The organism is Litoreibacter sp. GN1-5 (genome assembly GCF_055693805.1).
On the sequence record NZ_JBVFUP010000001.1, the window covers coordinates 455,634 to 480,775 of the forward strand.

Genomic DNA, 25,142 nt, shown 5'->3' on the forward strand with positions numbered 1-25,142 from the left:
TTAAGACACATCGAATTGCAGCACCAGAACAGGGGGCCCAAATGGCTTTTGAACTTCCATCACTTCCTTATGCACATGACGCGCTGGCTGATAACGGCATGTCAAAGGAAACGCTCGAATATCACCATGATCTGCACCACAATGCCTATGTCACCAACGGCAACAAGGCGATTGAAGGTACGCAATGGGACGGAAAATCCTTGGAAGAGATCATTGTCGGCACTTATGACGCAAATGCAGTGGCGCAGAGTGGAATATTCAACAATATCTCTCAGCTTTGGAACCATAACCAGTTCTGGGAAATGATGGGTCCGGGTAAACCTGCGATGCCGTCCGAACTGGAGGCCGCGATCAAAGACAGTTTCGGCTCAGTGGACAAGTTCCGTGAAGAGTTTTCCGCAGCAGGTGCGGGGCAGTTCGGGTCCGGCTGGTGCTGGCTGGTAAAGGACAAGGATGGCGGTCTGAAAGTGACCAAGACCGAGAACGGGGTAAACCCGCTCTGCTTTGGTCAAACCGCACTTTTGGGCTGCGATGTCTGGGAGCACAGCTATTACATTGACTTCCGCAACAAACGGCCTGCTTATTTGACGAACTTCCTTGATAATCTGGTCAATTGGGAAAACGTCGCTTCGCGGATGTAAGATAACAAGAGACCAAAGAACCCAATAAAGCTCTGCACCCCGGTGCGGGGCTTTTCATATTTTGGCACTGGAATTTGGGCCGTGACACAATGATGCCCATCACACAACAGGCGAAATAGAAATGCGAGGCTACTGGATCAGACCTTACACGGAAGAGGTCGTCACGCGCTACACACTTGCGTCGCCAAAACTTAAGACAGGTTTACGTATTGCGGTCGTCTCGGACCTGCATGCAGGTCTGCCGTTTATGCCTTTGTCGCGGGTTGAACGGATCGTGGCGCGCACGAATGACCTTAACGCCGATGTGATCCTGATCCCCGGTGATCTTGCGGCAGAGCATCGCCGCTTCCAGATCCCGATCCCATTGGAACAGATCACCCATGCCCTTGCCGATTTGCGTGCATCTATGGGGGTGTATGCCGTTCTGGGCAATCACGATTGGTGGGATGACCCCGCCGCGCAGGCGCGCAATGCCGGGCCATGCAATACTGCGCAGCAATTGGCGCAGCGTGGTATCCGCACCCTTGAAAACGAAGCGCTGGAATTGGCGCAAGACTTGTGGTTGGCCGGGCTTGGCTGCCAGACCGCTTTCTGGCGTCCCAGGAACGCGCATATCGGGATCGATGATCTGGATAAGACATTGGCCCCCATCCCAAGGGAGGCCTTTACCATCCTTACAGTGCATGAACCTGACATTTTCCCGCAGGTGCCTGATCATATCGGCCTGACCGTTGCGGGCCACACTCATGGTGGCCAGATCAGTATTTTTGGGAGAACTCCGGTTGTTCCCTCCAAATATGGCAGCCGCTACGCCTATGGGCATATTGTGGATGGGACGCGCAATCTGATCGTCTCAGGGGGCTTGGGGTGTTCCCAAGCGCCATTACGGTTTGGCGTAATTCCCGAGATTGTCCTGATTGAGCTGCAAGGTGCTGACAGGACGTGATTTCGAACTTGTGAATGGTCGCGCGGTTTTCATCTGATATGAGAACGAAGACTGAGGAAAGGATTTTCGATGCGTGTTATTTTGTCTTTGATTTTTTTGCTGTGCTGCGGGTTTGCCTCGGCGGGTTCTTTATCGGCGCGCGATGGGTGGGTCGTGATCCCAACGGAAAAGCCTTATGCGCAGCTTGTTGATGATGTCAAAGCGGCCGTGACCGCCAACAAGATGGGCGTTGTCACGCAAGCGGGCCCAACGGGTGCAGCCAAATCGCGGGGTATCACTATTCCCGGTAATCGGGTGATTGGCGTGTTCAACAATGTCTATGCTGTGCGCATCTTGAATTTAAGTACTGCCGCGATGATTGAGGCGCCTATCAGGATGTATGTGACCGAAAATGATGATGGCACCGCAACGTTATCCTACAAAACGCCGACCCATGTTTTTACACCTTACATGGAAGACGCAGGAGCTGATCTGGGTATCGCAGCGGGTGAGCTTGACGCGATTTTTGCAACTATTGCCGAGGCTGCTGCGGGTTGATCGACATTCCAGCGTGACGGCGCTAGGGTCGCGCGAAAATTTCTGAGGGCAATGATTATGAGTGACAGTTTGCGGGCCGCTGACTTGCTGGCGCGACGTTTATACGAGGCCGGGTGCCGCCACGCATTCGGTATGCCGGGTGGCGAGGTTTTGACGATCGTTGATGCGCTTCAAAAGGCAGGCATTGAATTCGTCCTCTGCAAGCACGAGAACGCTGCGGGCTTTATGGCAGAAGGGGCGCATCATGTGAACGGGGCTCCGGGGATCATGGTGGCAACCGTTGGTCCGGGGGCGATGAATGGCGTCAATGTCGTCGCAAATGCAGAACAGGACCGCGTGCCGCTGATCGTGCTGACTGGCTGCGTCGACCCGGACGAAGCCCTGACTTACACTCATCAGGTGCTGGACCACCGCGCAGTTTTTGAGCCGATCACCAAAGCTACATTTACCCTGACAGCGAATGGGGCCGACACAATTGCCGACAAAGCTGTCGGTATCGCAACCGAAGGGCGCAGTGGTCCGGTGCATATCGACGTCCCGATCTCGGTTGCGGATGCAATTGCAGCACCGAAGCTGCGCCGCCACGCGGCGCCTTCGAAAGTGGCACCTGTGGGCGAAGACCTTGAAACCGCGCGCACATGGCTGTCGCAAGCGAAGCGCCTTGTGATCATCGCGGGTCTTGATGTGGTGAAAGACGGCTCTGCAAAGGCGGTGGTCGAATTTTCGCGAAAATTCGGGGCGCCTGTTATCACGACGTATAAAGCCAAAGGTATCATCCCCGAGGATGATCCCTTGTCCCTTGGCGGGGCGGGCTTGTCGCCTTTGGCCGACAAGCACTTGCTGCCGTTCGTGCAGGACAGTGATCTTATTATCGGCGTTGGGTATGATCCGATCGAAATGCGCCCCGGTTGGCGCGAGGTCTGGGACCCCACCACAACCCGCATGATCGATATCACCGCATCGCCAAACCATCATTACATGCATCAGGCTGGTCTGAGTTTCATAGCTGATACGGGTGCTGCGCTTGAGGTTTTGAGCGAAGGTGTTACGCCTCTTGCCGCGCGGTCCAGAGACGAAATCGCACAGCTGAAGATTGCTCTCTCAGAGGCGTTTTCCAGCAAGGATGACTGGGGGCCAGCAGGGGTTATCGCTGAATGCCGCGATGTGCTGCCGACAGATACTATTGCCACCGTGGATTCCGGTGCGCATCGTATCCTTTTGTCGCAAATGTGGACTTGCACCCAACCCCGGACCTTGTTGCAATCATCGGGCCTTTGTACGATGGGATGCGCTGTGCCGCTGGCGATGGGGGCGAAATATGTCGCGCCCTCGCGCACAGTCGTCAGTTTTTCAGGTGATGCTGGTATGCTGATGGTCGCTGGCGAATTATCTACGGCGGCGGAACATGGGTTGAATACAATTTTCGTTGTGTTTGTAGATGCCAGCCTTGCTTTGATCGAATTGAAACAACGACAGCGGCAGATGAAAAATGAGGGCGTGGATTTTGGTCAGCATGATTTTGCGGCCATTGGACGTGCTTTTGGGGGGCATGGTCATACCGTCACAAACCGAGCCGAATTGCGGGCGGCGTTGGAAGGCGCAATAGTAGCCGATACTTTCACGGTCATTGGTGCCGTGATCGACCGAAAGGATTATGATGGCCGGATCTAAGGGGCAGGACAGGGCAGGTGCGCTTGATGGTCTTGTGGTTCTGGACCTGACGCGCATTCTTGCGGGCCCGACCTGCACACAGCTTTTGGGTGATCTTGGCGCAAAAGTCATCAAGATCGAGAACCCCAAGACAGGTGGGGACGATACGCGCAGTTGGGGGCCTCCGTTTGTTAAGGGGCCGGACGGGCAGCCGACGGATTTATCTGCCTATTTCATGTGCGCCAATCGCAACAAATTGTCTGTCGCGGTGGATATTGCAACCGATGAGGGTCAGCAGATTATCAAGGCCATTGCTGCAACCGCAGATGTGATCGTTGAGAATTTCAAACCGGGCGGGCTGGAAAAATATGGCCTGGATCATGCGACAATGCTGAAGGCGCAGCCGGATCTGATCTATTGCTCGATCTCGGGCTTTGGACAGACCGGGCCAAATGCCGCAAAGCCCGGCTATGATCTGATGGCGCAGGGCTATGGCGGCATGATGTCTTTGACAGGCGAGCCAGACGGCCAGCCGATGAAAGTGGGTGTTGGCATCGCAGATGTGATGTGCGGAATGTACGCCACGGTTGGCATTCTGGCCGCCCTGCGCCACCGCGACCGCACCGGGGAAGGGCAGCATATCGATGTGGCCCTTGTGGACAGCCAGATTGCCTGGCTCATCAATGAAGGGGTCAGTCATCTGACCACGGGGGATCTGCCCAAGCGGCGCGGGAATGGGCATCCGACCATTGTGCCATATCAGGTTTTTGCAGGCTTGGACGGTCATGTGATCATTGCCGTGGGCAATGATAGTCAATTCCAGAGGTTCTGCACGTGGCTAGGTGCGCCTGAGCTATCGCAGGATATGCGCTTTGCCACCAACCCCGCCCGGCTGGATAATCGTGAGGCGTTGATTGCAGCGCTACAACCGCTTCTGGCGCGACGCAGTGTGCAGGACATCATTGCCGGGCTGGAGGCGCAGAAAGTTCCGGTTGGTCCTGTCCAAACGCTTGATCAGGTTTTCTCGTCAGATCAGGCGCAAGCGCATAATATGGTTGTCGAAATGCCGCGCCAGGATGTTGCGGACGGGGCCGTCAGGTTGATCGGAAACCCACTACAGTTGTCTGCGACGCCGATCACGTATCGTCGCCCGCCGCCCCGCTTCGGCGAAGATACGGAAATTGTTGTGGAAAGTCTGAAAGACGACAAGGGTTTGGGCGAGATGACCTGAAATTGAGCGGAGTGTGAAATATCCGCTGGCGCAGTCTTTCAAGGAAGGCAGATTTCCGCCCAAAAACGGTGCATTTTTGTAAGGGAGTTCACCGTTTGCTTGTTTCCTCTCACATATCCGTTATTCCTGTCCGGCAGGCGTTTACGGATATTATCTATGCGTTATCCCGGTATTGGATAAATCTGCGAGTTATTAGGATCGGACAGTCGCATGTATGAAGATGTATTTGGGCAAGACACAACGCTGAAGTCGCGTGAAACACTTGCCAGCTGGAATGCTACGCTTTTGGCGTTCATGGCCCATGGGGCTGAGACACCTAAACATCTTGGTGATGTTCTGACACGCGAGCCCGATTTTGCGTTGGGGCAAGCTGTTAAGGGTATGTTCTATCTGTTGCTTGGCCGTAGTGAGCTGATTGAAACAGCACGTGAAGCTTTGGGGCTTGCAGAAGCGTCCGCAATGCAGACGCAAATCACAGCGCGCGAACGTGGGTTTATCGATGCTCTCAAGGTCTGGATGGCGGGTAGCCCATCCAAGGCTATCGCGCAGTTAGAAGCGATCCTTGCCGTTCACCCGACAGACACGCTTGCTATGAAGCTGAGCCATGCGATCCGATTTATTCTGGGCGACGGCAAAGGTATGCGCAAGTCTATCGAAGCGGTGATGGGAGCATATCATCCCGATCATGCAGGGCGTGGCTATCTTATGGGATGCCACGCTTTTTCTTTGGAAGAGACCGGCGAATACGCTCGCGCTGAAACCGTTGGGCGCATGGGGCTGGCCATCAGTCCGGATGATGCTTGGGGCCTGCATGCGGTAGCTCATGTTTATGACATGACATGCAACGCCAAGGGTGGTCTGGAATGGTTGACCGGGCGTGAAGCGGCTTGGGCGCATTGCAACAATTTTCGCTATCACGTCTGGTGGCACAAGGCGCTGATGCATCTTGATCTGGGTCAACATGACGTGGTCATGTCGCTTTATGACGAACAAATTCGTGCTGATAAAACCGATGATTACCGTGATATTTCGAATGCGACATCGCTGCTGAGCCGGCTTGAGTTGGACGGCGTGGATGTTGGTGATCGCTGGGAAGAACTGGCGGACTTGTCAGCGACCCGCACAGAAGATGGCTGCCTGATTTTTGCGGACCTGCATTACATGCTGGCGCTTGTCGGCGGGCATCGTGATGCTGCCATTACCAAGCTGATGGGGCGGATGCACCGTGACGCAAAATCAAACAAATCCGAAATGAATCGTTTGATGGCCAATCCTGGCCTCAGCGCCGCAGCGGGTTTGGAAGCTTTCGGTGAGGCAGATTTCAAAACCGCCTTCCTCAATCTCGCCCGCGCCCGGCAAACCATGCAAAACGCTGGCGGCAGCCACGCGCAGCGCGATGTGTTTGAGCGTTTGACCATCGACAGCGGTATCCGCGCGGGTTTCCTGGATGAAGCCGAAGCAATCCTGAAGGAACGTCGTTCCAAACGCGCTGGCAGTGATGATGGCTACGCCGCAGTTCGCATGGCTTTGATTGAAGAAGGTCGCCATGCATCGGGTCGTGCAACCCGCATGCCCGCGGAATAAGACACCACAACTGGCGCTCAGAAATGGCTATGCTCACCGCATCCTCTACGTCACAGGTTCCAGCCTCCGCTGCGGCTCCTGCTGTTGCTGCGAGTATGCGTGATCCGCGGCTGGATTTCTACCGTGGCATTGCGATGTTTATCATCATGATTTCCCACACACCTGGTAATGCTTTCGCCAGTTGGATTCCCGGGCGTTGGGGCTTTTCGGACGCGACAGAGATTTTTGTATTCTGTTCTGGCATGGCATCGGCCATAGCATTTGGGCGTACATTTGACCGGATGGGCTGGGGAATAGGAACGGCCCGAGTGATTTACCGAATTTGGCAAATCTACTGGACCCATCTGTGTATGTTCTTCTCGATTGCCATGTTGATGGCGTTTCTCGACAGCTTCATGATCTTCGAGAAGGAATATATTAGAACATTGAATCTTATGCCGTTCTTTGAGGGTAAGATTATCAAAGAAGAGGTCGTGGCGAGCACTGCCGATAATCTGGTTGGGCTTTTCACACTGACCTATGTGCCTAATTATTTCGATATTTTGCCTATGTACATGGGTATTTTGTTGATGATGCCGGTCGTTATACTGTTGAGCCGTGTCAACCTCTGGTTAACGGCTGTGGTTGTCGTGACCCTGTGGCTCTGCGCGCAGGATGGTATCTTTGCATGGTTTGGGGCAGAGGATTGGGCACTCAGCTTGCCTGCCGAGCCGTGGTCTGACCGGGAGTGGTTCTTTAACCCCTTCGGCTGGCAATTGATATTTTTTACCGGCTTTGCATTCATGCGCGGCTGGATACCCGCGCCGCCGGTCAATATGGTGATGATTGCTTTTGCTGCGTTTATCGTATTTGCAATAATTCCGGTGTCTGGGATTGGCATACGCGAATTCGGATTTGACTGGGCTCAGGACTGGCGTAAAGAAAATCGTGAACTGATTACCAAAACGGATTTTGGCATCCTGCGATATGTGCATTTCCTAGCGCTTGGATATTTGGGCTGGGTTATTGCAGGCCAAGGTGGCCGGCACCTGATTGCCGATAATTCGGAAGCCGCCTCAAAAATCTGGGCAAAAACGGTGGCGGTTATCAGGAAGGTTGGCCAGCAATCCTTGGCAATTTTCGTTTTTTCGATGGTTTTTGCGCGGATAATGGGCTTTATGTTCGACCAGTTTGGCAGAGAAGCGCTGACAGCAGTCCTCGTAAACCTTGTGGGGATTACATTAATGATTTTGGTCGCTTATTTCGTAGCTTGGGTTAAAGGCCAGCCTTGGCGAGTGAAAGCGGCGAAATGAATTTTTCAAGACGTAGTTTTATCGGCTCTATTGCTGCTTTGACAGCATCGCCTGCCTGGGCGACCGAGACAACGCATGCATTGATCAAAGCCGAAGCGCCTTTTTCCCTTGACGGTTTGAAAGACTTGGCTCGCCGGAAAGCAGCAGAACCTTATGTGCCTATGGCTGAAGTGCCGGACGCATGGCGCGATCTGACCTATGATCAATACCGTGCTATCCGGTTCAATGTCAGTAAAGGTATATGGACCGACACCGATTTACCGTTTCATATGGATTTCTTTCATCCGGGTTTGTATTACACGCGGCCTGTGCAAATTGCCGTGGTGGAAAACGGTATCGCAAAGACGCTTGGTTTCGATATCAATCTGTTTGATAAATCAGACTCTGACGTTGAACTGCCCATTGAAAGCACGTTGGGCTATTCCGGCTTTCGTCTGCGCAATCCTCTGACCAAGCCTAACCAGTTTAATGAATTCTTTGTTTTTCAGGGGGCCAGTTACTTCCGGTCGCTGGGCGCAACACAGAATTACGGGCTGTCTGCACGTGGTATTGCTGTAAAGACAGCCGATCCTGATGGCGAAGAATTTCCCGACTTTACCCATTTCTGGATCGAAACGCCTGAGCATGGGGACCATAATATAGTTGTCCACGCGCTTCTGGATGGCCCCAGTGTGACAGGGCTTTACAGCTTTGACATCTCACCCGGTGCGCCAACGGAATGCGATGTAACCGCAACGATTTTCGCGCGCGAAGAGCTTAGCCATGTGGGCCTTGCCGCGCTGACATCAATGTTTCTGTTTGATCAGACCAACCGTAACCGTTTCGATGATTTTCGCCCGGCAGTTCATGATAGCGAAGGACTGCTTGTCCATAACGGCAATGGTGAATTGTTGTGGCGCCCTCTGGCAAATCCGAAAACGCTTCAGGTCAGTAACTTCGTGGATGAAAACCCCCGTGGCTTTGGCCTGATGCAGCGCTCGCGCGAACCCGAAGATTATGCGGATTTTGAGGCGGATTATCACAACCGCCCATCTTTATGGATCAAGCCAAACGAAGATTGGGGCAAAGGTGCTGTGACGTTGGTGGAAATTCCTGCTGACCGGGAAATCTACGACAATATCGTTGCCTATTGGCGTCCACGCGAAGCTATAGCGCAAGGGACGGAACACAGTTTTGGTTACAAAATGTTGTGGGGACAGGACTTTGCGCGGCCGCGTAATGTGGCTTCGATTATCAACACACGGATCGGTAAGGGATTTGATCAGGTCAAAACTGTCGTTGCCATCGATTTTGCCGATCATCCTGCATTTGAGGGCGATCTGAGTGATATCAAGCGCTTCGTAAGCAGCAATCGTGGTACTGTGTCCGAGGGGGTTTTAGAGCGCAATCCGGGAACCGGTGGCGTGCGACTTGCGTTTAGCTTCGAGCCTGGAGATGCGACAACGGCAGAATTTCGTGCCCAGCTGAAGCGTGACGGATCGTCTTTGACAGAAGTGTTTCTTTATAGGTGGACTGCATGAACCGGATTGTGTCCATAACTGCGGCTCCGATGATGCCACCTGAGCATCCGCTCATGCGCCCGATTCAGGATTTGAATGCTGCAAACGATGTGGGTGAAGGGCCGTCTGTCCCTGCACGCTCGAACGCGTTTTTGTGGCGTCTGGCGACTTTTCTGCCTGCGTTCCTGACTACCTTTGCGTTAATCGCAGCCTTCACGGACTGGTTCGCAATGGGCGGGCTCAGCGGTTTTGAAGCCTTGTTAATCGGTCTGATTGCCGTAACTTTCTTCTGGATTTCACTGTCAGTCAGCACTGTAACGGTTGGCATCCTCAATATGCTGCGTGAGCGGTTGAACAAGACACCCAAACCTGTGAAGCAAATTAGGCCGATGGGCGTTGCGTTGTTGGTGCCGGTGTATAACGAGGTGCCAGCAGATGTTTTTGGCAATGCTTGCGCCATGCTTAATGCGCTGACGGTGTCTAACACGTCGCATGACTATACGCTGTTTATTCTCAGCGATACACGCGATGAGATCATCGCTGAGCAGGAATTACGCGCCTTTGCCACTTTGCGCGCGCGACTGCCTGAAACAGTCAAGTTATATTACCGCCGCAGACCGGACAATACGGACCGAAAGGTTGGCAATCTGGCAGATTGGGTTGAGCGTTGGGGCGGTGCCTATGAGGCTATGTTGGTGCTGGATGCCGATAGTCTGATGAGCGGCAAAGCCATTATCGACCTGACTGATGAACTGTCCTCTGACCCCTCGGCCGGCTTGATCCAATCTTTTCCTCAACTTTTCGGGGCTGAAACGCTGTTTGGTCGCGTTCAGCAATTTGCCAGTACCGTTTACGGGGCCGCGCTTGCCGAAGGGTTGGCGAAATGGTCTGACCGTGAGGGCAATTACTGGGGTCACAACGCGATCATACGCACCAGCGCTTTTGCCGCCAGCGCGGGGTTGCCGCGTCTGAATACTTTGCGCTCCAAAGGTGCGTTGATCCTGAGCCATGATTTTGTCGAGGCAGGCTTGCTGCGCCGCGCAGGCTGGGCCGTGCGCTTCATGCCGCGTATCAAAGGCAGCTATGAAGAGGTGCCTGCGACCCTGATTGACTATGTTCTTCGGGACCGTCGCTGGTGTCAGGGTAATCTGCAACACCTCAATATACTTGGCTCCAAAGGTTTCCACGCGGTCAGCCGCTTTCATATGTTCCATGGGGCTATGGGCTACCTTCTGTCACCTGCCTGGCTGTTTTTGCTGTCGATCTGGGCGCTGATCGGCAAAGGGGAAGAGGTCAATGTGATCCGCTATTTCTCTGGCGCGAACCCGCAGGTTGCATGGCCCGAAATGAGCCATATGAACAACTTGTTAATCCTTGTTTTCATGTATGGCATGTTGCTTGCCCCAAAATTTCTGGGCGCCAGTGCGATTTCCCATGCGGGGGTCCGACTGCGAGACGTCGGCGGTTTAGGGCAATTTCTGTTGTCACTGTTGACCGAGATCATCGCGTCCATTGCCTATGCGCCAATCATGATGGTTCAACAATCCATAGCTGTGTTGCGCACATTTGTTGGATATCGGGAAACTTGGAAACCGCAAGCGCGGGCAGGGGGGAAGTATAGCCTTCTGACTATGTTGAAATTCCATGTCTTTGAAACCGTGTTCGGCATCGCGCTACTGGTTGGGATGTGGCACGGGTTGGTCTCGCTGTGGCTTTTGCCCATCGCGCTTAGCCTTGGGTTTGCAGTGCTTTTGTCCGCAGTCAGCGGACTGCGCCTGACCCGGTTCAACTGGCTGGGCCGTCAACTGGGAACGAAGGATGTATTCAACGCGCCTCATATCATTCGCTCGGCGCGCCGAGAACGCCTGAAACTGAAAGCAGTATTAGAAGACAGCGACCGTATCGCGGCAGAATAAGCTCAATCTAGCGCTTCGAACCAATCCAGCGTCATGTCAGCCCACCCTTTCGGGATACCATGCGCGCCCTGATGCAAAGCAAATTCAAGCGAGCCGTTTTTGCAACTGTCCCACTTGCGCCGCCAGAATGCACCATCCGTATCGAACGTGTCGGCGCGCATCCCGTCGCAGTTGTTGACCTCACGCCAGATTTGAAGGGCCACGAAGACATCCCCCTGATAAATACGCCCGCCCCCTAAAGGTCGCCCTTCCAGCGGTACTGTTTTGTCGCGCCAGCCATGCGTGTGCAGAAGATCCACCGGTCCCTGACAGCCGTCAAGCGCGGGATGAGGTCGCCAAAACCCACCAGCCACCGGCGCATAGGCGCGTGCCAAATCAGGGGCATCGCAGGCAAGATAGCTGACCATGGAGCCGCCGATCGAAAAGCCTGCAAGCAGGATATTTTCGCGATCGATGCCGTACTTGTCCGTTGCATCGTCCATCACTTCGCGCAGGAATGCCAGTTCATCGCGTGTTTTAGGGCGGTCGGGGTGAAAGGACCAACCGGGCCCAAAGCGCGATCCGTCGCGTTTTAACCCGTTCGGCCCGATCACGGCATAGCCCCGCTCCAGCGCGGTTTTCATGCGCATCGCACCTTTGCCGGACCCGCCTGCGCCATGCAAAAACACCAAAGCTGGTAGCTTAGCGCCTTCTGTTGCATCCGCTGGCAAGGCCAAATGGTAGCTACCCATAGGGACTTCGCAGGGGGCCTTGGCTTCCATACATCCGGCATGCGCTGTTGTGGCACACAATGTGGCTACAAGGCCCGATAAAAGTGATTTCATCGCAGCTTAACTCTTGTTCAGGGGCAGGCCGCGTTTGATCCAACCGGGCCCCGCGCCAGAGCTAAGCATCCCTTCGGGAACATCGATAATATTGGTAAATCCGGCTTCGATAAGCTTGTTATTCAGCCGGGCCGAGCGAACCCCGCGCGCGCAGATCAGCGCTACGGGTTTGGATTTATCCCCACCAGTGGTTGCCAGTAGCGCGTCGACAAAATCCTCGCGCCGCATATCCAGACGTAAGGCCCCTTCGCCAGACCCCGTTCTGGCCCATTCATCAGGGCGGCGAATATCGACCAAGGTAATCTTGCCTGAGTTAGCTAATTCATGGGCTCTGGGCGCTGCAATCTTCTCGCCGGGTGCATCTTCAGTGATCAGGGAATAAAACAGGTTCCGCCCGCCAGCCGCATAAACAGCAGCGCCGCCGACAATCAAAATGCCGCCCCCCAGAAGGGCGCGGCGAGGCAGGGTTTTGCGCATCAACCTGTCTCTTTCGTGTATTTCGCCACGATACCTGCAGCCGCTTCAGGCGCTACAATCGGTGGGATCAAGGTCAGAAACTTTCCGTCACCATCAAGTAGGTAGATAAAGCTTCCATGGGAATAAATCGGCCCATATTCAGGATCAAAGAAGATTTCTTCTTTCTCGACAGAGAACGCGTCATAGGCCACCTGCAACGCATCTTCTGTACCAGTCAAACCAATGAAATCCGGGTGATGCTGTTCCAGTGCCGGGCCGATCTTTTCAACCGTGTCACGGTCCGGGTCGACTGTGATCATCACAGGGCGCAAGTCGATGCCGTCATCCTGTACGGAATTCACCACTTCAGCCATAAGCGGCAATGCCGCCGAGCAGATTTGCAGGCAATTGGCATATCCAAAGAATAAAAGCTGATGTTTACCCTCCGGGTCCGCTTGCGTGTGCACAGTGCCGGTCTGGTTCAACAACTCGTACTCCCCGCCCAGATCGAAGGGCAGGGGAATGTCCTGTGCAGCTAGCGGTGTGGCGGTCAAGCCAAATATCAGCGCGAGCGCTCTCATTCAAACAGCTCTTTCTTGAACGCTTCGTCTATCTCAAGACCCAGACCAAGGTGGCCGTTTTCGGCAATCTTTGCGTTGACACGCGGGTCGCGGCGAAACCAGGGGCCTTTGCCGGTCGCGTCGGGGTTTTTGGCTTCCCATGCTTTGGTCCATTGGTTGGCTTTGGTCCAGTCGTCAGTGCCTGCTTCCCGGATTGTCTGCACCAGATAGATGTTCTTTGCGCCCTTGATGTCCTCATCTTCGATCAGCAGCCCATCGACCTCGACCTCCTTGCCGCAGAAGGGCAACAGGTCGACGGCAGCACCGTTAAAAGACGTCTGGTTGTTCTTGTTAGGAAAGACCAGCACGCCGTCAGCGGCACGTAACAGGCCAAGTTGACGGTCGCCATTGCCGCAGTTTTCGGCGCAATCGCCTGTGATTTCGCAAGTTATATCGACAACTGTTGCGTTAAAGGTCGCCGGTTGTTCCGCGTAAAGGTTCCAGCTTTTTGCTGCCGATCCTTCCGAGAAATCCTGTGCTGCGACAGGGCTGGCGATCAGGGCGGCAAGTGCTATCAATCGTTTCATATCAGGCCACCTCAGTTCTTGGGTTTGGGAATAGCGAAGCCGGGAACCACGCCATAATCTTCGTGGTTCAGGTTTGTGATACCGTTATCTGTCACCACTTTTTCGACCACCAGATAATTCAACCCATCCCGCTTATAGAGCATTCCATCCGCCGTAATTTCGTGACTTGCGAGATTAAGCGCTGTGTCTCCGCCTGCATTGGCATCGTCACCTTCGATTTTGAGGACCATATATACCTCACCATCATCGCCCAGCAGGCCTACAGGAATACCGCCAGCAGAACACCATAGTGCGCAGGTGTGATGCGCCGTGCCAACAACTGCGTCGGGCCCGCCCATAACGCCGGAGAAATAGCACCACGTGTCAATGATCTCGCCAGTAACTTGAATTCGTTCCCCCTCTGCGGCCATGGCGGGTGTCGCCAGACAAAGGGCCATCAGGGCCGAGGTTATACGCATATCTATCCCCCTTGTGATTCCATCTCACCATAACAAAGGCTTGCGCGATCTCGTCATCACATCTGGGTCAGGGTGGTTTTTAATCGGTCGGTGAGGTCAGCCACAGTTCCACAAGGCTCAAAGTATTCTTTGAGACTGGCCTCTGCGAAGCCCTGCGCAATGATCTGATCCATAAGTGCGATCAGCGCGTCCCAATAGCCGTTCGTATTCAACACGAAAATCGGTTTTGTGTGCAATCCAAGCTGGCGCCATGTCAGGACCTCAAAGAATTCGTCCAGCGACCCGGCCCCGCCCGGCAGCACAACAATCACGTCAGAGTTCATGTACATGACTTTCTTACGTTCATGCATGTTTTCGGTGACAACGAAGGTCGACAGATCCCGTTTGCCGACCTCGCGGTCGAACAAATGCACTGGTATGACGCCAAATGTTTGGCCGCCCGCAGATTGCGTGGCGCGTGCGACTTCACCCATTAACCCCACGTCGCCTGCGCCATAAACCAAACGCCATTCATGGGTTGCAAGTGCCTGACCCAGTGCGGTGGCTTCCTCTCGATAGGCCGGATCATTGCCAAAGCGAGAGCCACAATAGACACAGACGGATTTCAACTTGTGGTGCATTGGGCGCTCCGGGTTTGGCGATGAATGAGAATGTGTTATTAACCATTTCGGGGGCATACAAGCCAGCTATTCTAAAAAGACGCTGGCGTCTTGGAAGGACATACGATGGCAAACGGGGCAGGTTTGGGATCGAACAACGTAAAAATAATCGCAGGCGCGGCGACAGCTGTGGTTCTGTTGCTTGGTGTGATGGTCTTTTTTCGCCCCCCGCAAGTCACGCTTGAGGTGCCGCAAGAGGTTGCACAGACAGATGTGGTTGCACCTGACCTGTCTGATCCGGTCGCTGACGAAGCCAAACCGGCGCCTGAGGCCGAGCCCGATGTCGCGCCCGGTAAAGCCCCAGTCTTTGATCTGGTCCGGGTCGAACCTGACGGTACAACCGTTATTGCCGGCAAGAGCGAACCGAATGCCGACATTGAAATTATGGTCGAAACCGAAATCGTTGGCACGGCGACAACCGATGTCTCCGGAAGTTTTGTGGCTTTTGTTAAACTTGACCCGTCGCCAGAGGCCAGGAAAATGATCGCCGAGGCTGTACTGGCAGATGGGCAACGTCTTCGCAGCAGTGGTACGGTATTGTTACCTCCGACCGTTCCGGTTGTTGTCAAAACAGAGACTGAGCAAGCCCCTGCGCTTGTAACGCGCGCGGATAAACCGCCTGTGGTTTTGGCTGATGAGACTGGTGTGAGGGTCCTGCAACCTGCCCCGCAACCGACCGCGCCCCAATCCGAAGGCGAAAGCCCCAGTGTGGTGAGCAATATCGTGATTGATACAATCACTTATGACACCGAAGGCGAGGTTGCCCTGGCGGGCCGTGGGGTTGCTGATGGGTATGCGCGCGTCTACCTTAACGAACGCCCGATCCAGAACGTAGAGATTTCCGGAGATGGAACATGGGCTGCCCCTTTGCCCGAGATCGATGCAGGCGTTTATCGCCTGCGGGTCGATGAGATCGCAGCAGACGGTTCGGTTTCGTCCCGCGTTGAAACGCCGTTTCAACGGGAAGAGGCGGACCTTGCAGCAGACGCCGTCAGTGCCATTATTGTTCAGCCGGGCTTCACTTTGTGGGCAATTGCCGAAGAACAATTCGGCAGCGGCGACCAATATGTGCGGGTTTATGACGCCAATCGTGACCTGATCCGTGACCCTAATCTGATTTATCCCGGACAGGTCTTTGAAGTGCCGGGGGCTGACAACAGATCAGTATCCTCTCTGGTCAAATCGGGTGTGGCGACTTAGGTTAGGAACTTCATTAGCCTAGCAAGAAGCCCCCATGCCAACACCTGTGTCCGATGCACGCCTGAATTCTGACCTACGACAAAGCGGCTGGCGTACTGTGCGGCGTGTGGCTCCTTATATGTGGCCGGATGGTCAGGCTTGGGTGAAACGCCGTGTTGTGCTGGCACTTGTGATGCTGATCGTGTCCAAGTTGATCGCCGTGGGTACCCCGTTTCTGTACAAAGCTGCCGTCGATATGCTGTCTGATCAGCAGTTGCCTGCGGCGTGGATGCTGGGCTTTGGGGCCGTCGGGCTAACAGTGGCATATGGCATGGCGCGGTTGATGACCGTGGGGTTCCAGCAACTGCGTGATGCGGTTTTTGCCAAGGTCGGGCAGCGGGCGCTGCGGCAGTTGGCCCTGGAAACTTTTACCCATATTCACCGCCTGTCCATGCGCTACCACATCACCCGCAAAACCGGGGGGCTGTCGCGCATTATTGAGCGGGGTGTGAAGGGCGTTGAGTTCCTGTTGCGGTTCCTTCTGTTCTCGATCGGGCCGCTTGTGCTGGAACTTCTGATGATCGCGGTGATCCTCGCGCTGGTTTTTGACATCTGGTATCTGGTCGTCGTCGTTGGCACTATCGCACTATATACCTGGTTCACTTTTGCCGTGACCGAATGGCGCGTCAAAATCCGCAAAGAGATGAACGATCAGGACACAGACGCGAACCAGAAAGCTATTGATAGTCTTCTGAACTTTGAAACAGTCAAATATTTTGGTGCCGAAACGCGAGAGGCAGCGCGGTATGACGTGGCTATGGCCGGCTATGAGAAAGCTGCATTGAAGACGTCCTATTCGCTGGCATTCCTCAATTTTGGCCAATCCGTACTGATTACCGGGGGGCTTGTCGCTGTTATGGTGATGGCCGCCGTTGGGGTGAATAATGGTGTTCTGACCGTCGGCGATTTTGTGATGGTAAATGCTTATATGATCCAGATCACCATGCCTCTGAACTTTCTGGGCACGGTCTATCGCGAGATAAGACAGGCACTGGTTGATATGGGCGAGATGTTTGACCTGCTGGATCAACCCGCCGAGGTGAAGGACAAGCCCGATGCAAAGCCTTTGCAGGTGGGGGGCGGCAGGGTTGAGCTGCGCGATATTTTCTTTGGGTATGAAGCTGCCCGCCCAATCCTGAAAGGTGTCAGCCTGACCGTTGGCGCAGGCGAAAACATTGCCATCGTCGGGCCATCTGGGTCCGGTAAGTCAACCATCGGGCGGTTGTTGTTCCGGTTCTATGATGTAAATGATGGCGCGCTGCTGATTGATGGGCAGGATGTGCGCGACATAACGCAGGACAGTTTACATGCTCAGATCGGGGTGGTGCCGCAGGATACCGTGCTGTTCAACGACACGATCCTTTACAATATCGCCTATGGCCGTCCCGAAGCGTCCCGCGCCGAGATTGAAGAGGCCGCGAAAGCTGCGAAAATCCATGACTTCGTTCTTGATCTACCTGACGGGTATGAAACCACGGTAGGCGAACGCGGGCTCAAGCTGTCCGGGGGCGAGAAGCAACGGGTGGGTATTGCGCGTACCTTGCTGAAAAACCCTCCGATCCTGTTGTTGGATGAGGCGACATCGGCGCTGGATTCCGAGACAGAGCGCGATATTCAGGACAGCCTAAGCGAAATGGGGCAGGGGCGATCCGTAATCAGCATCGCACATCGTCTGTCCACTATCGCCGATGCTGATCTGATTGTCGTGCTGGAAAACGGTGTGATCGTTGAGCAAGGCACGCATGAAACGCTGTTGGCGAAAGAAGGGCGTTATGCGTCCATGTGGTATCGTCAAGCAGCAGAAGAAGCAGAAGAGGCAGCTTAGGGACAGTGCCTTTTTGCAGATAGCTCTACCGTGTGATTTGCGGCAATTTGCTTTTGGTTTCTGATACGCGCCCAAGCTGTTCGCCTATGCTCCGATGTTCACGCTTAAGCGATGTTTCAGCGGCAGGTGCCTTAACGAAAAGTGATTCCGGATTGGTGATGGCAAGGCGCTGGATCAGAATATCCACCGCCGGATCCAGTGACATGCCAAGGGCCAGTTTTTCGTTGTTGCGCTTGCTGAGTGAGGAGATCACCGAGGCAATCTTTGGCCCGGCGTCGGTCATGACGAATACCGGGGAACCGGACGAGCCGAAATCCACATCGCATGTGTAAAACAGCACCTCTTCAAGGGCTCTGATCATCTCGCACCCGTCTTCCAGTGCTAGCGTCCTTTCGCGTCCACGCGCATAGGACACAACCATCACCTTGTCATTGGGTCGGGGTTTATAGTGCCGCTCAAAGGGGGTGATACTTGCATCAATAATCGGGGAGTCGAGCTCAATAACCGCAACATCCGCCGCAATGCGATCAAGTGTGGATGGGACGTTGTTCACAAAATCCTCATGAACCACATGACGCCGTGCGCGCCGCTTGGCAGCGGCCTTACCATTGCGCAGACCTGCCTCAAACACAATCGAGCTGGCTTTTCTCAACCTGCTGGTGCCGGGCACATATACGCAGTGTGCGGCGGTCAGCACCAGACGCGGACTAATCAAAGCGCCGGTACAAAAACCGGAATTGCCCAATTGCAGACGCCCCACGGCTTGCCATTCACGCGCCTGCGCGGCGGTTTCAAGTTTCTGGTGCGGACTGGTGTCCTTTGCATGGACCGTGCCCGCAAGGCCTAACAGGAGGCAGAGAACAAGTTTCCTAAACATAAAGGTTTTTGTGCCAAAGGAATGGGGCAATCTTTAGACAAAAAATGTATATTTTCATTTCAATAGATCGGCGAGCAAGCGCTCTGCCTCTGCGATGGGTTTGGCGAGCATATGTCTGTCTTCGCCGGGATAAAACCGCGCCCGTGTGGCTGTCGCCATGGGGTTTGGGGTGAGAATATGAACTTTTGGTCCGGTCTTTGTCGCTTCATTCTGCCAAGTACGGACCAGACGTAACTGTGCCGCTTTGCTCAAACCATAAGCGCCATGAAATTTGTCTGCTTTCGCCGGATCATTGAAAAAGACAGCCTGTCCCGCATCGGCTGCCTTCAAAAGAGGTTCCATATTTGCGATCACCCGTGCTGTGGCGCGGACATTAGTCGCCAGTGTTTTGTCAAGGTCGCGCTCATCAATATGTGCAACAGGTGCCAAGGGCGGGGCATGAATGGCTGCATGGACCAAAAGGTCCACCTTGCCCCAGCGATCATGAATGCCCCGGCAAATCTGACGCAGCGCGTCCTCTTGGGTTAAATCAACCGGCGCAAGGGTCGCATGACCACCAGCGGCCTGAATGCGGTCGTCCAGTTCTTCTAACCCACCAACAGTGCGGGCAAGGGCGATTATATGGAAATCACGTTGCGCCAACAGTTCTGCAATAGCACTTCCAAGCCCGCGCGAGGCCCCCGTGACAAGGGCGATTTTCTGCTCTGTTTTTGTCATAGGCCCGGTTTCTCACCCCTGCGCAGGCTTATCAAGAGCGGATCGCTTGACTTTCCGTCGTCCAACGCGAAAAACGGGTTCAAGGAAATAATGGTCCAAGGGGGTTCCCATGACACTTTCACAAGCCGCATTCGGCTCTGACACGCTTATCAAAAAGATTGCTTTGGTGTTGGGCGGCACGCTTTTCATCGCATTGGCAGCACAGGTTTCTGTGCCGTTCTTTCCGGTGCCGCTGACGCTACAGACACTGGCCATTCTGATTGTTGGTCTCAGCTTCGGGGCGCGATTGGGGGCGGTGACTGTGCTGACCTATCTGGCTGAAGGGGCAGCGGGTCTGCCTGTGTTTGCAAATGGCGGGGCGGGTTTGGCTTACATGGCCGGACCAACGGCTGGCTTTCTTCTGGGGTTTGTTGCGCTGGCTTATGTCGCCGGGCTGGCGGCCGGGCGTTCTATTGCCACAATGATTGCTGCGGCACTGGTTGGGTCTGTTCTGCTTTATGCGATTGGCGTGTCATGGCCCATGGCTGTTGCAGGTGCGTTTGGTGTTGAAGCCGGATGGGTCGGAACCTCTGCTGCGAAAATCTGGGCCGGGTGGGTCAGCCCCTTCCTGTTGGGGGATGCGGTCAAGATCGTGATTTCTACGCTGCTGGTTTCAGGCGCTCTGAAGGTCGTATCGCGCAAGGCATAACTGGCGCGCTGATGCGCTCTAGAAAACAAAGAATAACGCCGCCTCGACATTTCGGGGCGGCTTTTTTGCGACTTGGGCTATGAAGGCTGCTGCGTGGGGCGGAGTGAGATTTCTCTGTAAATGCGCCAACACCCGCTTGCGGATGCTGGTGCATTAAGCTTAATCATCAAGCAATCACATTGAATTCCGGTCCATACGGATATCCAGTAATGTTCTCGTTCCCGTCTTCAGTGATCACAAGAATATCATGTTCGCGGTATCCGCCTGCTCCAGGTTTTCCGTCCGCGATTGTGAGCATTGGCTCCATGGATATGACCATCCCGGGCTCCAGAATTGTGTTGATATCTTCGCGCAGCTCCAGCCCGGCTTCGCGGCCATAATAATGCGAGAGAATTCCAAATGAATGCCCATATCCAAATGTGCGATACTGAAGCAAGTCCCGCTCGGCGAAGAAAGTGTTGATATGTTCGGTGACTTCGGCACAGCTTGCGCCGTGTTTGAGAAGGCTCATCCCATACTCATGGGCCGCGACATTCGCTTCCCAAATCTTTAGGCTCTCTGGATCAACCGTTTCAACGAACATTGTCCGTTCCAGAGCCGTGTAATAGCCATTGATCATCGGGAAGCTGTTTAAGCTTAGAATATCACCAACCTCCAGCCGACGGCTCGTGACAGGATTATGCGCCCCATCGGTGTTAATTCCAGATTGAAACCAAACCCAGGTGTCACGGTATTCTGCGTCGGGGAACCGTCGTGCGATCTCAAGTTCCATCGCATCGCGGCCTGCCATCGCCACATCGACCTCGCGCACGCCAGCCTTTACGGCATCTTTTACAGCGTAGCCACCGACATCCGCTACTTTGGCGCCTGCTTTTATCAACTCTATCTCGGCTACCGATTTATGCATTCTTTGCCGCATACAGGCCGCGGCCACGTCAGCAGTGGTCTTTGGAAGCAAAAATTCTTCGAGCAATTTCTTTTGTGCCATCGTCAAGTGATCGGCCTCAAAACCAATTGATTTCCCAGTCCCCGTAACCGAACGAACGGCACGCCAGTAATTATTCCGCTGCCAATCGGTGTAGGTAATGTTGTCACCATAGCTCCGCCTCCAAGGCTGTGCCGCGTCTATTCCCGCACTGAGGGTCACATTCTCGGAAGCTGTCACCACAAGGGCGTAGGGCCGTCCAAAAGCGCAATACAAAAAACCGCTATAATAAGCGATGCAATGCATGGAAGTGAACACGCAGGCATCGATGCCTTGATCCGACATAAACGCGCGTAATTTGGCAAGGCGCGCGTCATATTCGGTATCTGCAAAGGGGAGTATCTTTTCTCCTTGATGAAAACGGTAAAATTCTGGACGGTTTTGTGAGTTAACCATCGCTTGGCTCCTTCGGTTCGAAGCTGCGACAGTTTGGGCGAGCTGGCCTCCCCAAACCGCGAAGCGGCACAGAAAAGTCCCGGCGTTCAGGAAGGTTAAAAGGAGTCACATCTGTGATGTTGGCGACGCCATCGCCGACCCCTCTAAAGTGTTTTACAATATTGTGTTGTTTATTCAAGAATTCCGAAGCGGTCGTTCGCTTTCCATAAGTTGATGAAAAGTCTTCGATTTTAAGTCGGAAGAGTTTTACGAAAGTCTTTTCGCATGATCATCAAGTTCTTGGCGCTTGGGGGTAGATAATTTTTCTGACGAGATATTGAATTGATCACCGGTTACAATGACATGTTTTGCAGAAATTATGTCACTGCTGTCATGCAATGGAATGACGTTGAGATGCGCATGCGGAACACCAAAGCCATGTACGACATATCCTATACGTAAAGGTTTGAATTCGCGCAGTAAGTTTCTTCCGAACCGTTGCGCAACGCTTAAAATATGACCTGCTAAGTCATTAGAAATATCTGTGAAATGATCAATGTGTTCTCTTGGTATAACCATAAATTCGCCGGGGTTAATTGGTCGAATATTCATAAATGCAAGGCATTTTGCATCTTCGTATAGAAAACTAGCTCTGCTTTCTTTGGCGATAATCGAACAAAATATGCACATAGGGTTATCCAATCAGGCAATGGTGTTTTTCTGATCCGGCGCAGCCTGCGCGAACCCTTCATTCAGCCGCCTTCAGCTCGAACCCTTTTGTGATCATATCGCTGGGCGCAATCGGATATTCGCCCGAGAAGCATGCATCACAATATTGAGGGGTGTCTGGGTTGCGGCCCGCCGCTTCGCCCACGGCTTTATAGAGCCCGTCAAGCGAGATGAATTTCAGGCTGTTGACCTGCAAGTGATCCCGCATTTCATACTCGGACATTGTTGCCGCCAGCAGTTTTTCGCGCTGTGGCGTGTCCACACCATAAAAACACGGCCAGGCAGTGGGGGGCGATGCGATGCGGAAATGCACTTCTGCGGCCCCTGCATCAAGGATCATCTCCTTGATCTTGCGTGATGTCGTGCCGCGCACCACGCTGTCGTCAACCAAAATAACGCGCTTGTCCTTGATCAAAGCCCGATTGACGTTCAGCTTCAAACGAACGCCCATATTGCGGATCTGCTCGGTCGGCTCGATAAATGTCCGACCCATATACTGGTTGCGAATAATACCCATGGCATAGGGGATGCCGGATTGCTGACTAAAGCCAATCGCTGCTGGGGTGCCGCTGTCCGGCACGGGGCACACAATATCCGCATCGACCGGGGCTTCCTTTGCCAGCTCTACGCCGATCTGGCGGCGGGTTTCATAGACCGAGCGTCCGCCGATGATGCTGTCGGGGCGTGAGAAGTAGACATGCTCAAAAATGCAAAAGCGTGATTTTGCTGGGCGGAAGGGGAAGGTGCTGTCCACCACGCCGCCAGTGATCACTATCATTTCGCCGGGCTCAAGCTCTCGGATGAACTCCGCCCCGATGATATCCAGTGCGCAGGTCTCAGATGACAGAACCCAACCATCGCCTAGCTTGCCCAGAACAAGTGGTCTGACGCCCAGCGGATCGCGCACACCGATCAGCTTAGTCCGGGTCATGGCAACGACGGAAAACGCGCCTTCTACCTTGCGCAAGGCTTCTTCCATTCTGTCAGGAATGCTGCGCCCCATTGAACGAGCCATCAAGTGGATGATGCATTCGCTGTCGCTGGAGGATTGAAAGATCGAACCACGGTCAATCAACTCGCGTCTAAGCGCATCTGCGTTTGTGATATTGCCATTATGCGCGATGGCTGCCCCGCCCATCGAGAATTCCCCGAAAAACGGTTGTACATCGCGGATTGCCGTTTGCCCTTTGGAGCCCGCCGTAGAATAGCGCACATGGCCAATAGCCAGCGGCCCCGGCAGCGTTTCCATCACCTTGTGAGAGGTGAAGTTATCGCGCACATACCCAAATCGGCGGGCCGAGTTAAAGCCCTGCTTGGGGTCATGGGCGACGATACCCCCCGCTTCCTGACCGCGGTGTTGCAGGGCATGCAGGCCAAGGGTTACGAAATTCGCGGCATCAGCTACGCCGACCACACCAAATATGCCGCATTCCTCTTTCAGCTTGTCATCATCAAAGGGGTGCGACAGCCAGCCAGCTTCAGGCTGAGGGATGTCCGGTTGGTTCATTTAGGGCAGCTCCGAATCCGCGTGACAGCTTTGTGACAGAGATAGGCGGTTCTGTTCGTAAAGTCACGAGGCAGTTGGACGCATTTATCTGTGTTTTGCGAGTTGCCGCAACGGCACAGATCATGCCAAGACATAGCTCATGGCGCGGATCATTCTTTTTAACAAGCCTTACGGTGTGTTGTCGCAATTCACAGACGGGCAGGCGAGGGCAACCTTGTCGGATTACATTGATGTGCCGGATGTCTATGCGGCGGGGCGCCTTGATCGTGATAGCGAAGGGTTATTGATCCTCACGGATGACGGTCGGTTGCAGGCGAAGATTGCGCATCCAAAGCATAAATTACCCAAGACTTATCTGGTTCAGGTCGAGGGGACACCGTCTGATCAGGCCTTGGCTGCACTGCGCGATGGGGTTGAGCTAAAGGATGGTAAGACGTGCCCGGCCAAAGCCCGTATCGTAGATGGGCCAGATTGGCTTTGGCCGCGCACGCCTGCCGTGCGGTTCCGCAAGACGGTGCCTGACACTTGGCTTGAGCTGATCATAACAGAAGGGCGCAACCGCCAGGTGCGGCGTATGACGGCGTCCGTCGGTCATCCAACGCTCAGGCTGATACGCACGCAGATAGGACAATGGGGAATAGAAGGGCTAGACAGCGGCACATACCGAGAAGTTTGATGTATTCGCTGTTTCGCAAAATGGCAGCCCCGTATGAGCCGCCATTTTGGTATGTTTGGATCAGCTGTCAGTCGATGCCGGTGGTGTTGCACTGTCTGTGTCGCCACCAGTATTGCCGCCACCGCTTGTCGGACCACATGAGCTTGCAATGAGATCATCATAAGTCTGGGCAATCCAACCCGGTGCATCGACAGGAATTGCGTCGTTGATCGGTTGCGACATTTGCCCGACGAGTTCTTTGGTACGGCTGTCTTCAACCATTGGAATGGCCTGATCAGCAATGACGCGGTCATAGATCAGCACCGCGACGACGACCAGCAACACACCCCGCGCAACACCAAACAGGAAACCAAGCCCCTGATCCAGCCCACCCAGAACCGAGCGTTGCACAGCGCCTGAGAAGATCGGTGTGAAGATCGAGAACAGAATCAAGGCCACCGCGAAAATCAGGGCAAATGCTGCAATCGTTGCAGGCTCACAGCCTTCGATCAATGTATCGAGATACGGGATTTCCTGTGCCAGAGGTCTGGCCTGTGCTGCAAACAGATAGCCCACAACCGCAGCAGCAACCCAGCCGACAATCGATAAGCATTCCCGCACGAAGCCGCGCGAATAGGCTAATATTGCTGAAATAAGAATGACAAGCGCTGCCACTCCATCAATTATTGTAAAATCCATACCTTT

Annotated in this window: 25 protein-coding genes; 13 read left to right on the forward strand and 12 right to left on the reverse strand. The window is 54.1% G+C overall.

Annotated features, from left to right (window positions below):
- The first annotated feature begins 41 nt into the window (after positions 1 to 41).
- The 9 genes from ACZ1HF_RS02345 (at position 42) to mdoH (ending at position 11,296) form a co-directional block, all read left to right on the forward strand.
- On the forward strand, positions 42 to 641 hold the full coding sequence (locus tag ACZ1HF_RS02345) for a superoxide dismutase (RefSeq protein WP_472655999.1): 600 nt from the start codon (positions 42 to 44) through the stop codon (positions 639 to 641).
- A gap of 121 nt (positions 642 to 762) precedes the next feature.
- Positions 763 to 1,587 carry a metallophosphoesterase gene (locus tag ACZ1HF_RS02350; protein WP_472656000.1) on the forward strand — a complete coding sequence of 275 codons (825 nt, stop codon included), beginning with the start codon at positions 763 to 765 and terminating at the stop codon, positions 1,585 to 1,587.
- 69 nt (positions 1,588 to 1,656) lie between these two features.
- A complete protein-coding gene (locus tag ACZ1HF_RS02355) occupies positions 1,657 to 2,124 on the forward strand; it encodes a DUF302 domain-containing protein (RefSeq protein ID WP_472656001.1) in 468 nt (155 codons plus the stop codon).
- A gap of 57 nt (positions 2,125 to 2,181) precedes the next feature.
- Positions 2,182 to 3,795, forward strand: coding sequence for a thiamine pyrophosphate-binding protein (locus ACZ1HF_RS02360; protein ID WP_472656002.1), 1,614 nt, complete (start codon positions 2,182 to 2,184; stop codon positions 3,793 to 3,795).
- A complete protein-coding gene (locus ACZ1HF_RS02365) occupies positions 3,782 to 5,005 on the forward strand; it encodes a CaiB/BaiF CoA transferase family protein (RefSeq protein WP_472658961.1) in 1,224 nt (407 codons plus the stop codon). The genes ACZ1HF_RS02360 and ACZ1HF_RS02365 overlap by 14 nt, the downstream gene beginning before the upstream one ends.
- A gap of 210 nt (positions 5,006 to 5,215) precedes the next feature.
- Positions 5,216 to 6,589, forward strand: coding sequence for a tetratricopeptide repeat protein (locus ACZ1HF_RS02370; protein ID WP_472656003.1), 1,374 nt, complete (start codon positions 5,216 to 5,218; stop codon positions 6,587 to 6,589).
- A 23-nt stretch (positions 6,590 to 6,612) separates the two neighbouring features.
- The gene (locus ACZ1HF_RS02375) at positions 6,613 to 7,881 is read left to right on the forward strand and encodes an OpgC family protein (RefSeq protein WP_472656004.1); all 1,269 of its coding nucleotides are present in this window, start codon (positions 6,613 to 6,615) and stop codon (positions 7,879 to 7,881) included.
- Positions 7,878 to 9,401: an OpgD/OpgG family glucan biosynthesis protein gene (locus tag ACZ1HF_RS02380; RefSeq protein WP_472656005.1), complete on the forward strand. Its 1,524-nt coding sequence runs from the start codon at positions 7,878 to 7,880 to the stop codon at positions 9,399 to 9,401. Before ACZ1HF_RS02375 ends, ACZ1HF_RS02380 begins: the two co-directional genes overlap by 4 nt.
- Complete coding sequence (gene mdoH / locus ACZ1HF_RS02385) at positions 9,398 to 11,296, forward strand: glucans biosynthesis glucosyltransferase MdoH (RefSeq protein ID WP_472656006.1); 1,899 nt, start codon at positions 9,398 to 9,400, stop codon at positions 11,294 to 11,296. Before ACZ1HF_RS02380 ends, mdoH begins: the two co-directional genes overlap by 4 nt.
- A 2-nt stretch (positions 11,297 to 11,298) precedes the next feature.
- On the opposite strand, the gene ACZ1HF_RS02390 is transcribed toward mdoH, so the two are convergent.
- From ACZ1HF_RS02390 to ACZ1HF_RS02415, 6 genes are read right to left on the reverse strand one after another with little or no spacing between them, the layout of a single operon-like run.
- Positions 11,299 to 12,120 carry a CE1 family esterase gene (locus ACZ1HF_RS02390; protein WP_472656007.1) on the reverse strand — a complete coding sequence of 274 codons (822 nt, stop codon included), beginning with the start codon at positions 12,118 to 12,120 and terminating at the stop codon, positions 11,299 to 11,301.
- 6 nt (positions 12,121 to 12,126) lie between these two features.
- On the reverse strand, positions 12,127 to 12,597 hold the full coding sequence (locus ACZ1HF_RS02395; RefSeq protein WP_472656008.1) for a rhodanese-like domain-containing protein: 471 nt from the start codon (positions 12,595 to 12,597) through the stop codon (positions 12,127 to 12,129).
- Positions 12,597 to 13,157: an SCO family protein gene (locus ACZ1HF_RS02400; protein WP_472656009.1), complete on the reverse strand. Its 561-nt coding sequence runs from the start codon at positions 13,155 to 13,157 to the stop codon at positions 12,597 to 12,599. Before ACZ1HF_RS02400 ends, ACZ1HF_RS02395 begins: the two co-directional genes overlap by 1 nt.
- Positions 13,154 to 13,723, reverse strand: a complete 570-nt coding sequence (locus tag ACZ1HF_RS02405) for a hypothetical protein (protein ID WP_472656010.1) — start codon at positions 13,721 to 13,723, stop codon at positions 13,154 to 13,156. Before ACZ1HF_RS02405 ends, ACZ1HF_RS02400 begins: the two co-directional genes overlap by 4 nt.
- Positions 13,724 to 13,734: 11 nt before the next feature.
- Positions 13,735 to 14,181, reverse strand: a complete 447-nt coding sequence (locus ACZ1HF_RS02410) for a hypothetical protein (protein WP_472656011.1) — start codon at positions 14,179 to 14,181, stop codon at positions 13,735 to 13,737.
- Between the two features lie 56 nt (positions 14,182 to 14,237).
- Positions 14,238 to 14,801 carry an LOG family protein gene (locus ACZ1HF_RS02415; RefSeq protein WP_472656012.1) on the reverse strand — a complete coding sequence of 188 codons (564 nt, stop codon included), beginning with the start codon at positions 14,799 to 14,801 and terminating at the stop codon, positions 14,238 to 14,240.
- A 105-nt stretch (positions 14,802 to 14,906) separates the two neighbouring features.
- Here ACZ1HF_RS02415 and ACZ1HF_RS02420 point away from each other — a divergent pair, with 105 nt between their 5' ends.
- Positions 14,907 to 16,040 (forward strand): LysM peptidoglycan-binding domain-containing protein, encoded by a 1,134-nt coding sequence (locus ACZ1HF_RS02420; RefSeq protein ID WP_472656013.1) that lies wholly within the window; start codon positions 14,907 to 14,909, stop codon positions 16,038 to 16,040.
- Between the two features lie 34 nt (positions 16,041 to 16,074).
- Complete coding sequence (locus tag ACZ1HF_RS02425; protein ID WP_472656014.1) at positions 16,075 to 17,904, forward strand: ABCB family ABC transporter ATP-binding protein/permease; 1,830 nt, start codon at positions 16,075 to 16,077, stop codon at positions 17,902 to 17,904.
- Positions 17,905 to 17,929: 25 nt separating this feature from the next.
- On the opposite strand, the gene ACZ1HF_RS02430 is transcribed toward ACZ1HF_RS02425, so the two are convergent.
- Both ACZ1HF_RS02430 and ACZ1HF_RS02435 read right to left on the reverse strand, forming a co-directional pair.
- Positions 17,930 to 18,781, reverse strand: a complete 852-nt coding sequence (locus tag ACZ1HF_RS02430) for a trypsin-like serine peptidase (RefSeq protein WP_472656015.1) — start codon at positions 18,779 to 18,781, stop codon at positions 17,930 to 17,932.
- Positions 18,782 to 18,835: 54 nt separating this feature from the next.
- Positions 18,836 to 19,498 (reverse strand): SDR family NAD(P)-dependent oxidoreductase, encoded by a 663-nt coding sequence (locus ACZ1HF_RS02435; RefSeq protein ID WP_472656016.1) that lies wholly within the window; start codon positions 19,496 to 19,498, stop codon positions 18,836 to 18,838.
- 109 nt (positions 19,499 to 19,607) lie between these two features.
- Here ACZ1HF_RS02435 and ACZ1HF_RS02440 point away from each other — a divergent pair, with 109 nt between their 5' ends.
- On the forward strand, positions 19,608 to 20,186 hold the full coding sequence (locus ACZ1HF_RS02440) for a biotin transporter BioY (protein ID WP_472656017.1): 579 nt from the start codon (positions 19,608 to 19,610) through the stop codon (positions 20,184 to 20,186).
- 166 nt (positions 20,187 to 20,352) lie between these two features.
- Here the strand turns inward: ACZ1HF_RS02440 and ACZ1HF_RS02445 are convergent, their stop codons facing one another.
- The 3 genes from ACZ1HF_RS02445 to purF form a co-directional block, all read right to left on the reverse strand.
- A complete protein-coding gene (locus tag ACZ1HF_RS02445) occupies positions 20,353 to 21,567 on the reverse strand; it encodes an aminopeptidase P family protein (RefSeq protein WP_472656018.1) in 1,215 nt (404 codons plus the stop codon).
- Between the two features lie 246 nt (positions 21,568 to 21,813).
- A complete protein-coding gene (locus ACZ1HF_RS02450; RefSeq protein WP_472656019.1) occupies positions 21,814 to 22,236 on the reverse strand; it encodes an HIT family protein in 423 nt (140 codons plus the stop codon).
- Positions 22,237 to 22,294: 58 nt separating this feature from the next.
- Complete coding sequence (gene purF / locus ACZ1HF_RS02455) at positions 22,295 to 23,782, reverse strand: amidophosphoribosyltransferase (protein WP_472656020.1); 1,488 nt, start codon at positions 23,780 to 23,782, stop codon at positions 22,295 to 22,297.
- A gap of 139 nt (positions 23,783 to 23,921) precedes the next feature.
- On the opposite strand from purF, the gene ACZ1HF_RS02460 reads away from it, so the two are divergent.
- Entirely contained in the window at positions 23,922 to 24,458 is a 537-nt protein-coding gene (locus ACZ1HF_RS02460) for a pseudouridine synthase (protein ID WP_472656021.1), read from the forward strand.
- A gap of 60 nt (positions 24,459 to 24,518) precedes the next feature.
- Here ACZ1HF_RS02460 and ACZ1HF_RS02465 read toward each other — a convergent pair whose 3' ends face one another.
- Complete coding sequence (locus ACZ1HF_RS02465; RefSeq protein ID WP_472656022.1) at positions 24,519 to 25,136, reverse strand: CvpA family protein; 618 nt, start codon at positions 25,134 to 25,136, stop codon at positions 24,519 to 24,521.
- Positions 25,137 to 25,142: the final 6 nt, after the last annotated feature.

Coding starts and splice junctions, on each gene's coding strand:
- ACZ1HF_RS02345 (WP_472655999.1), top strand. CDS start 42: ATGGCTTTTGAACTTCCATCACTTCCTTATGCACATGACGCGCTGGCT.
- ACZ1HF_RS02350 (WP_472656000.1), top strand. CDS start 763: ATGCGAGGCTACTGGATCAGACCTTACACGGAAGAGGTCGTCACGCGC.
- ACZ1HF_RS02355 (WP_472656001.1), top strand. CDS start 1,657: ATGCGTGTTATTTTGTCTTTGATTTTTTTGCTGTGCTGCGGGTTTGCC.
- ACZ1HF_RS02360 (WP_472656002.1), top strand. CDS start 2,182: ATGAGTGACAGTTTGCGGGCCGCTGACTTGCTGGCGCGACGTTTATAC.
- ACZ1HF_RS02365 (WP_472658961.1), top strand. CDS start 3,782: ATGGCCGGATCTAAGGGGCAGGACAGGGCAGGTGCGCTTGATGGTCTT.
- ACZ1HF_RS02370 (WP_472656003.1), top strand. CDS start 5,216: ATGTATGAAGATGTATTTGGGCAAGACACAACGCTGAAGTCGCGTGAA.
- ACZ1HF_RS02375 (WP_472656004.1), top strand. CDS start 6,613: ATGGCTATGCTCACCGCATCCTCTACGTCACAGGTTCCAGCCTCCGCT.
- ACZ1HF_RS02380 (WP_472656005.1), top strand. CDS start 7,878: ATGAATTTTTCAAGACGTAGTTTTATCGGCTCTATTGCTGCTTTGACA.
- mdoH (WP_472656006.1), top strand. CDS start 9,398: ATGAACCGGATTGTGTCCATAACTGCGGCTCCGATGATGCCACCTGAG.
- ACZ1HF_RS02390 (WP_472656007.1), bottom strand. CDS start 12,120: ATGAAATCACTTTTATCGGGCCTTGTAGCCACATTGTGTGCCACAACA.
- ACZ1HF_RS02395 (WP_472656008.1), bottom strand. CDS start 12,597: ATGCGCAAAACCCTGCCTCGCCGCGCCCTTCTGGGGGGCGGCATTTTG.
- ACZ1HF_RS02400 (WP_472656009.1), bottom strand. CDS start 13,157: ATGAGAGCGCTCGCGCTGATATTTGGCTTGACCGCCACACCGCTAGCT.
- ACZ1HF_RS02405 (WP_472656010.1), bottom strand. CDS start 13,723: ATGAAACGATTGATAGCACTTGCCGCCCTGATCGCCAGCCCTGTCGCA.
- ACZ1HF_RS02410 (WP_472656011.1), bottom strand. CDS start 14,181: ATGCGTATAACCTCGGCCCTGATGGCCCTTTGTCTGGCGACACCCGCC.
- ACZ1HF_RS02415 (WP_472656012.1), bottom strand. CDS start 14,801: ATGCACCACAAGTTGAAATCCGTCTGTGTCTATTGTGGCTCTCGCTTT.
- ACZ1HF_RS02420 (WP_472656013.1), top strand. CDS start 14,907: ATGGCAAACGGGGCAGGTTTGGGATCGAACAACGTAAAAATAATCGCA.
- ACZ1HF_RS02425 (WP_472656014.1), top strand. CDS start 16,075: ATGCCAACACCTGTGTCCGATGCACGCCTGAATTCTGACCTACGACAA.
- ACZ1HF_RS02430 (WP_472656015.1), bottom strand. CDS start 18,781: ATGTTTAGGAAACTTGTTCTCTGCCTCCTGTTAGGCCTTGCGGGCACG.
- ACZ1HF_RS02435 (WP_472656016.1), bottom strand. CDS start 19,498: ATGACAAAAACAGAGCAGAAAATCGCCCTTGTCACGGGGGCCTCGCGC.
- ACZ1HF_RS02440 (WP_472656017.1), top strand. CDS start 19,608: ATGACACTTTCACAAGCCGCATTCGGCTCTGACACGCTTATCAAAAAG.
- ACZ1HF_RS02445 (WP_472656018.1), bottom strand. CDS start 21,567: ATGGTTAACTCACAAAACCGTCCAGAATTTTACCGTTTTCATCAAGGA.
- ACZ1HF_RS02450 (WP_472656019.1), bottom strand. CDS start 22,236: ATGTGCATATTTTGTTCGATTATCGCCAAAGAAAGCAGAGCTAGTTTT.
- purF (WP_472656020.1), bottom strand. CDS start 23,782: ATGAACCAACCGGACATCCCTCAGCCTGAAGCTGGCTGGCTGTCGCAC.
- ACZ1HF_RS02460 (WP_472656021.1), top strand. CDS start 23,922: ATGGCGCGGATCATTCTTTTTAACAAGCCTTACGGTGTGTTGTCGCAA.
- ACZ1HF_RS02465 (WP_472656022.1), bottom strand. CDS start 25,136: ATGGATTTTACAATAATTGATGGAGTGGCAGCGCTTGTCATTCTTATT.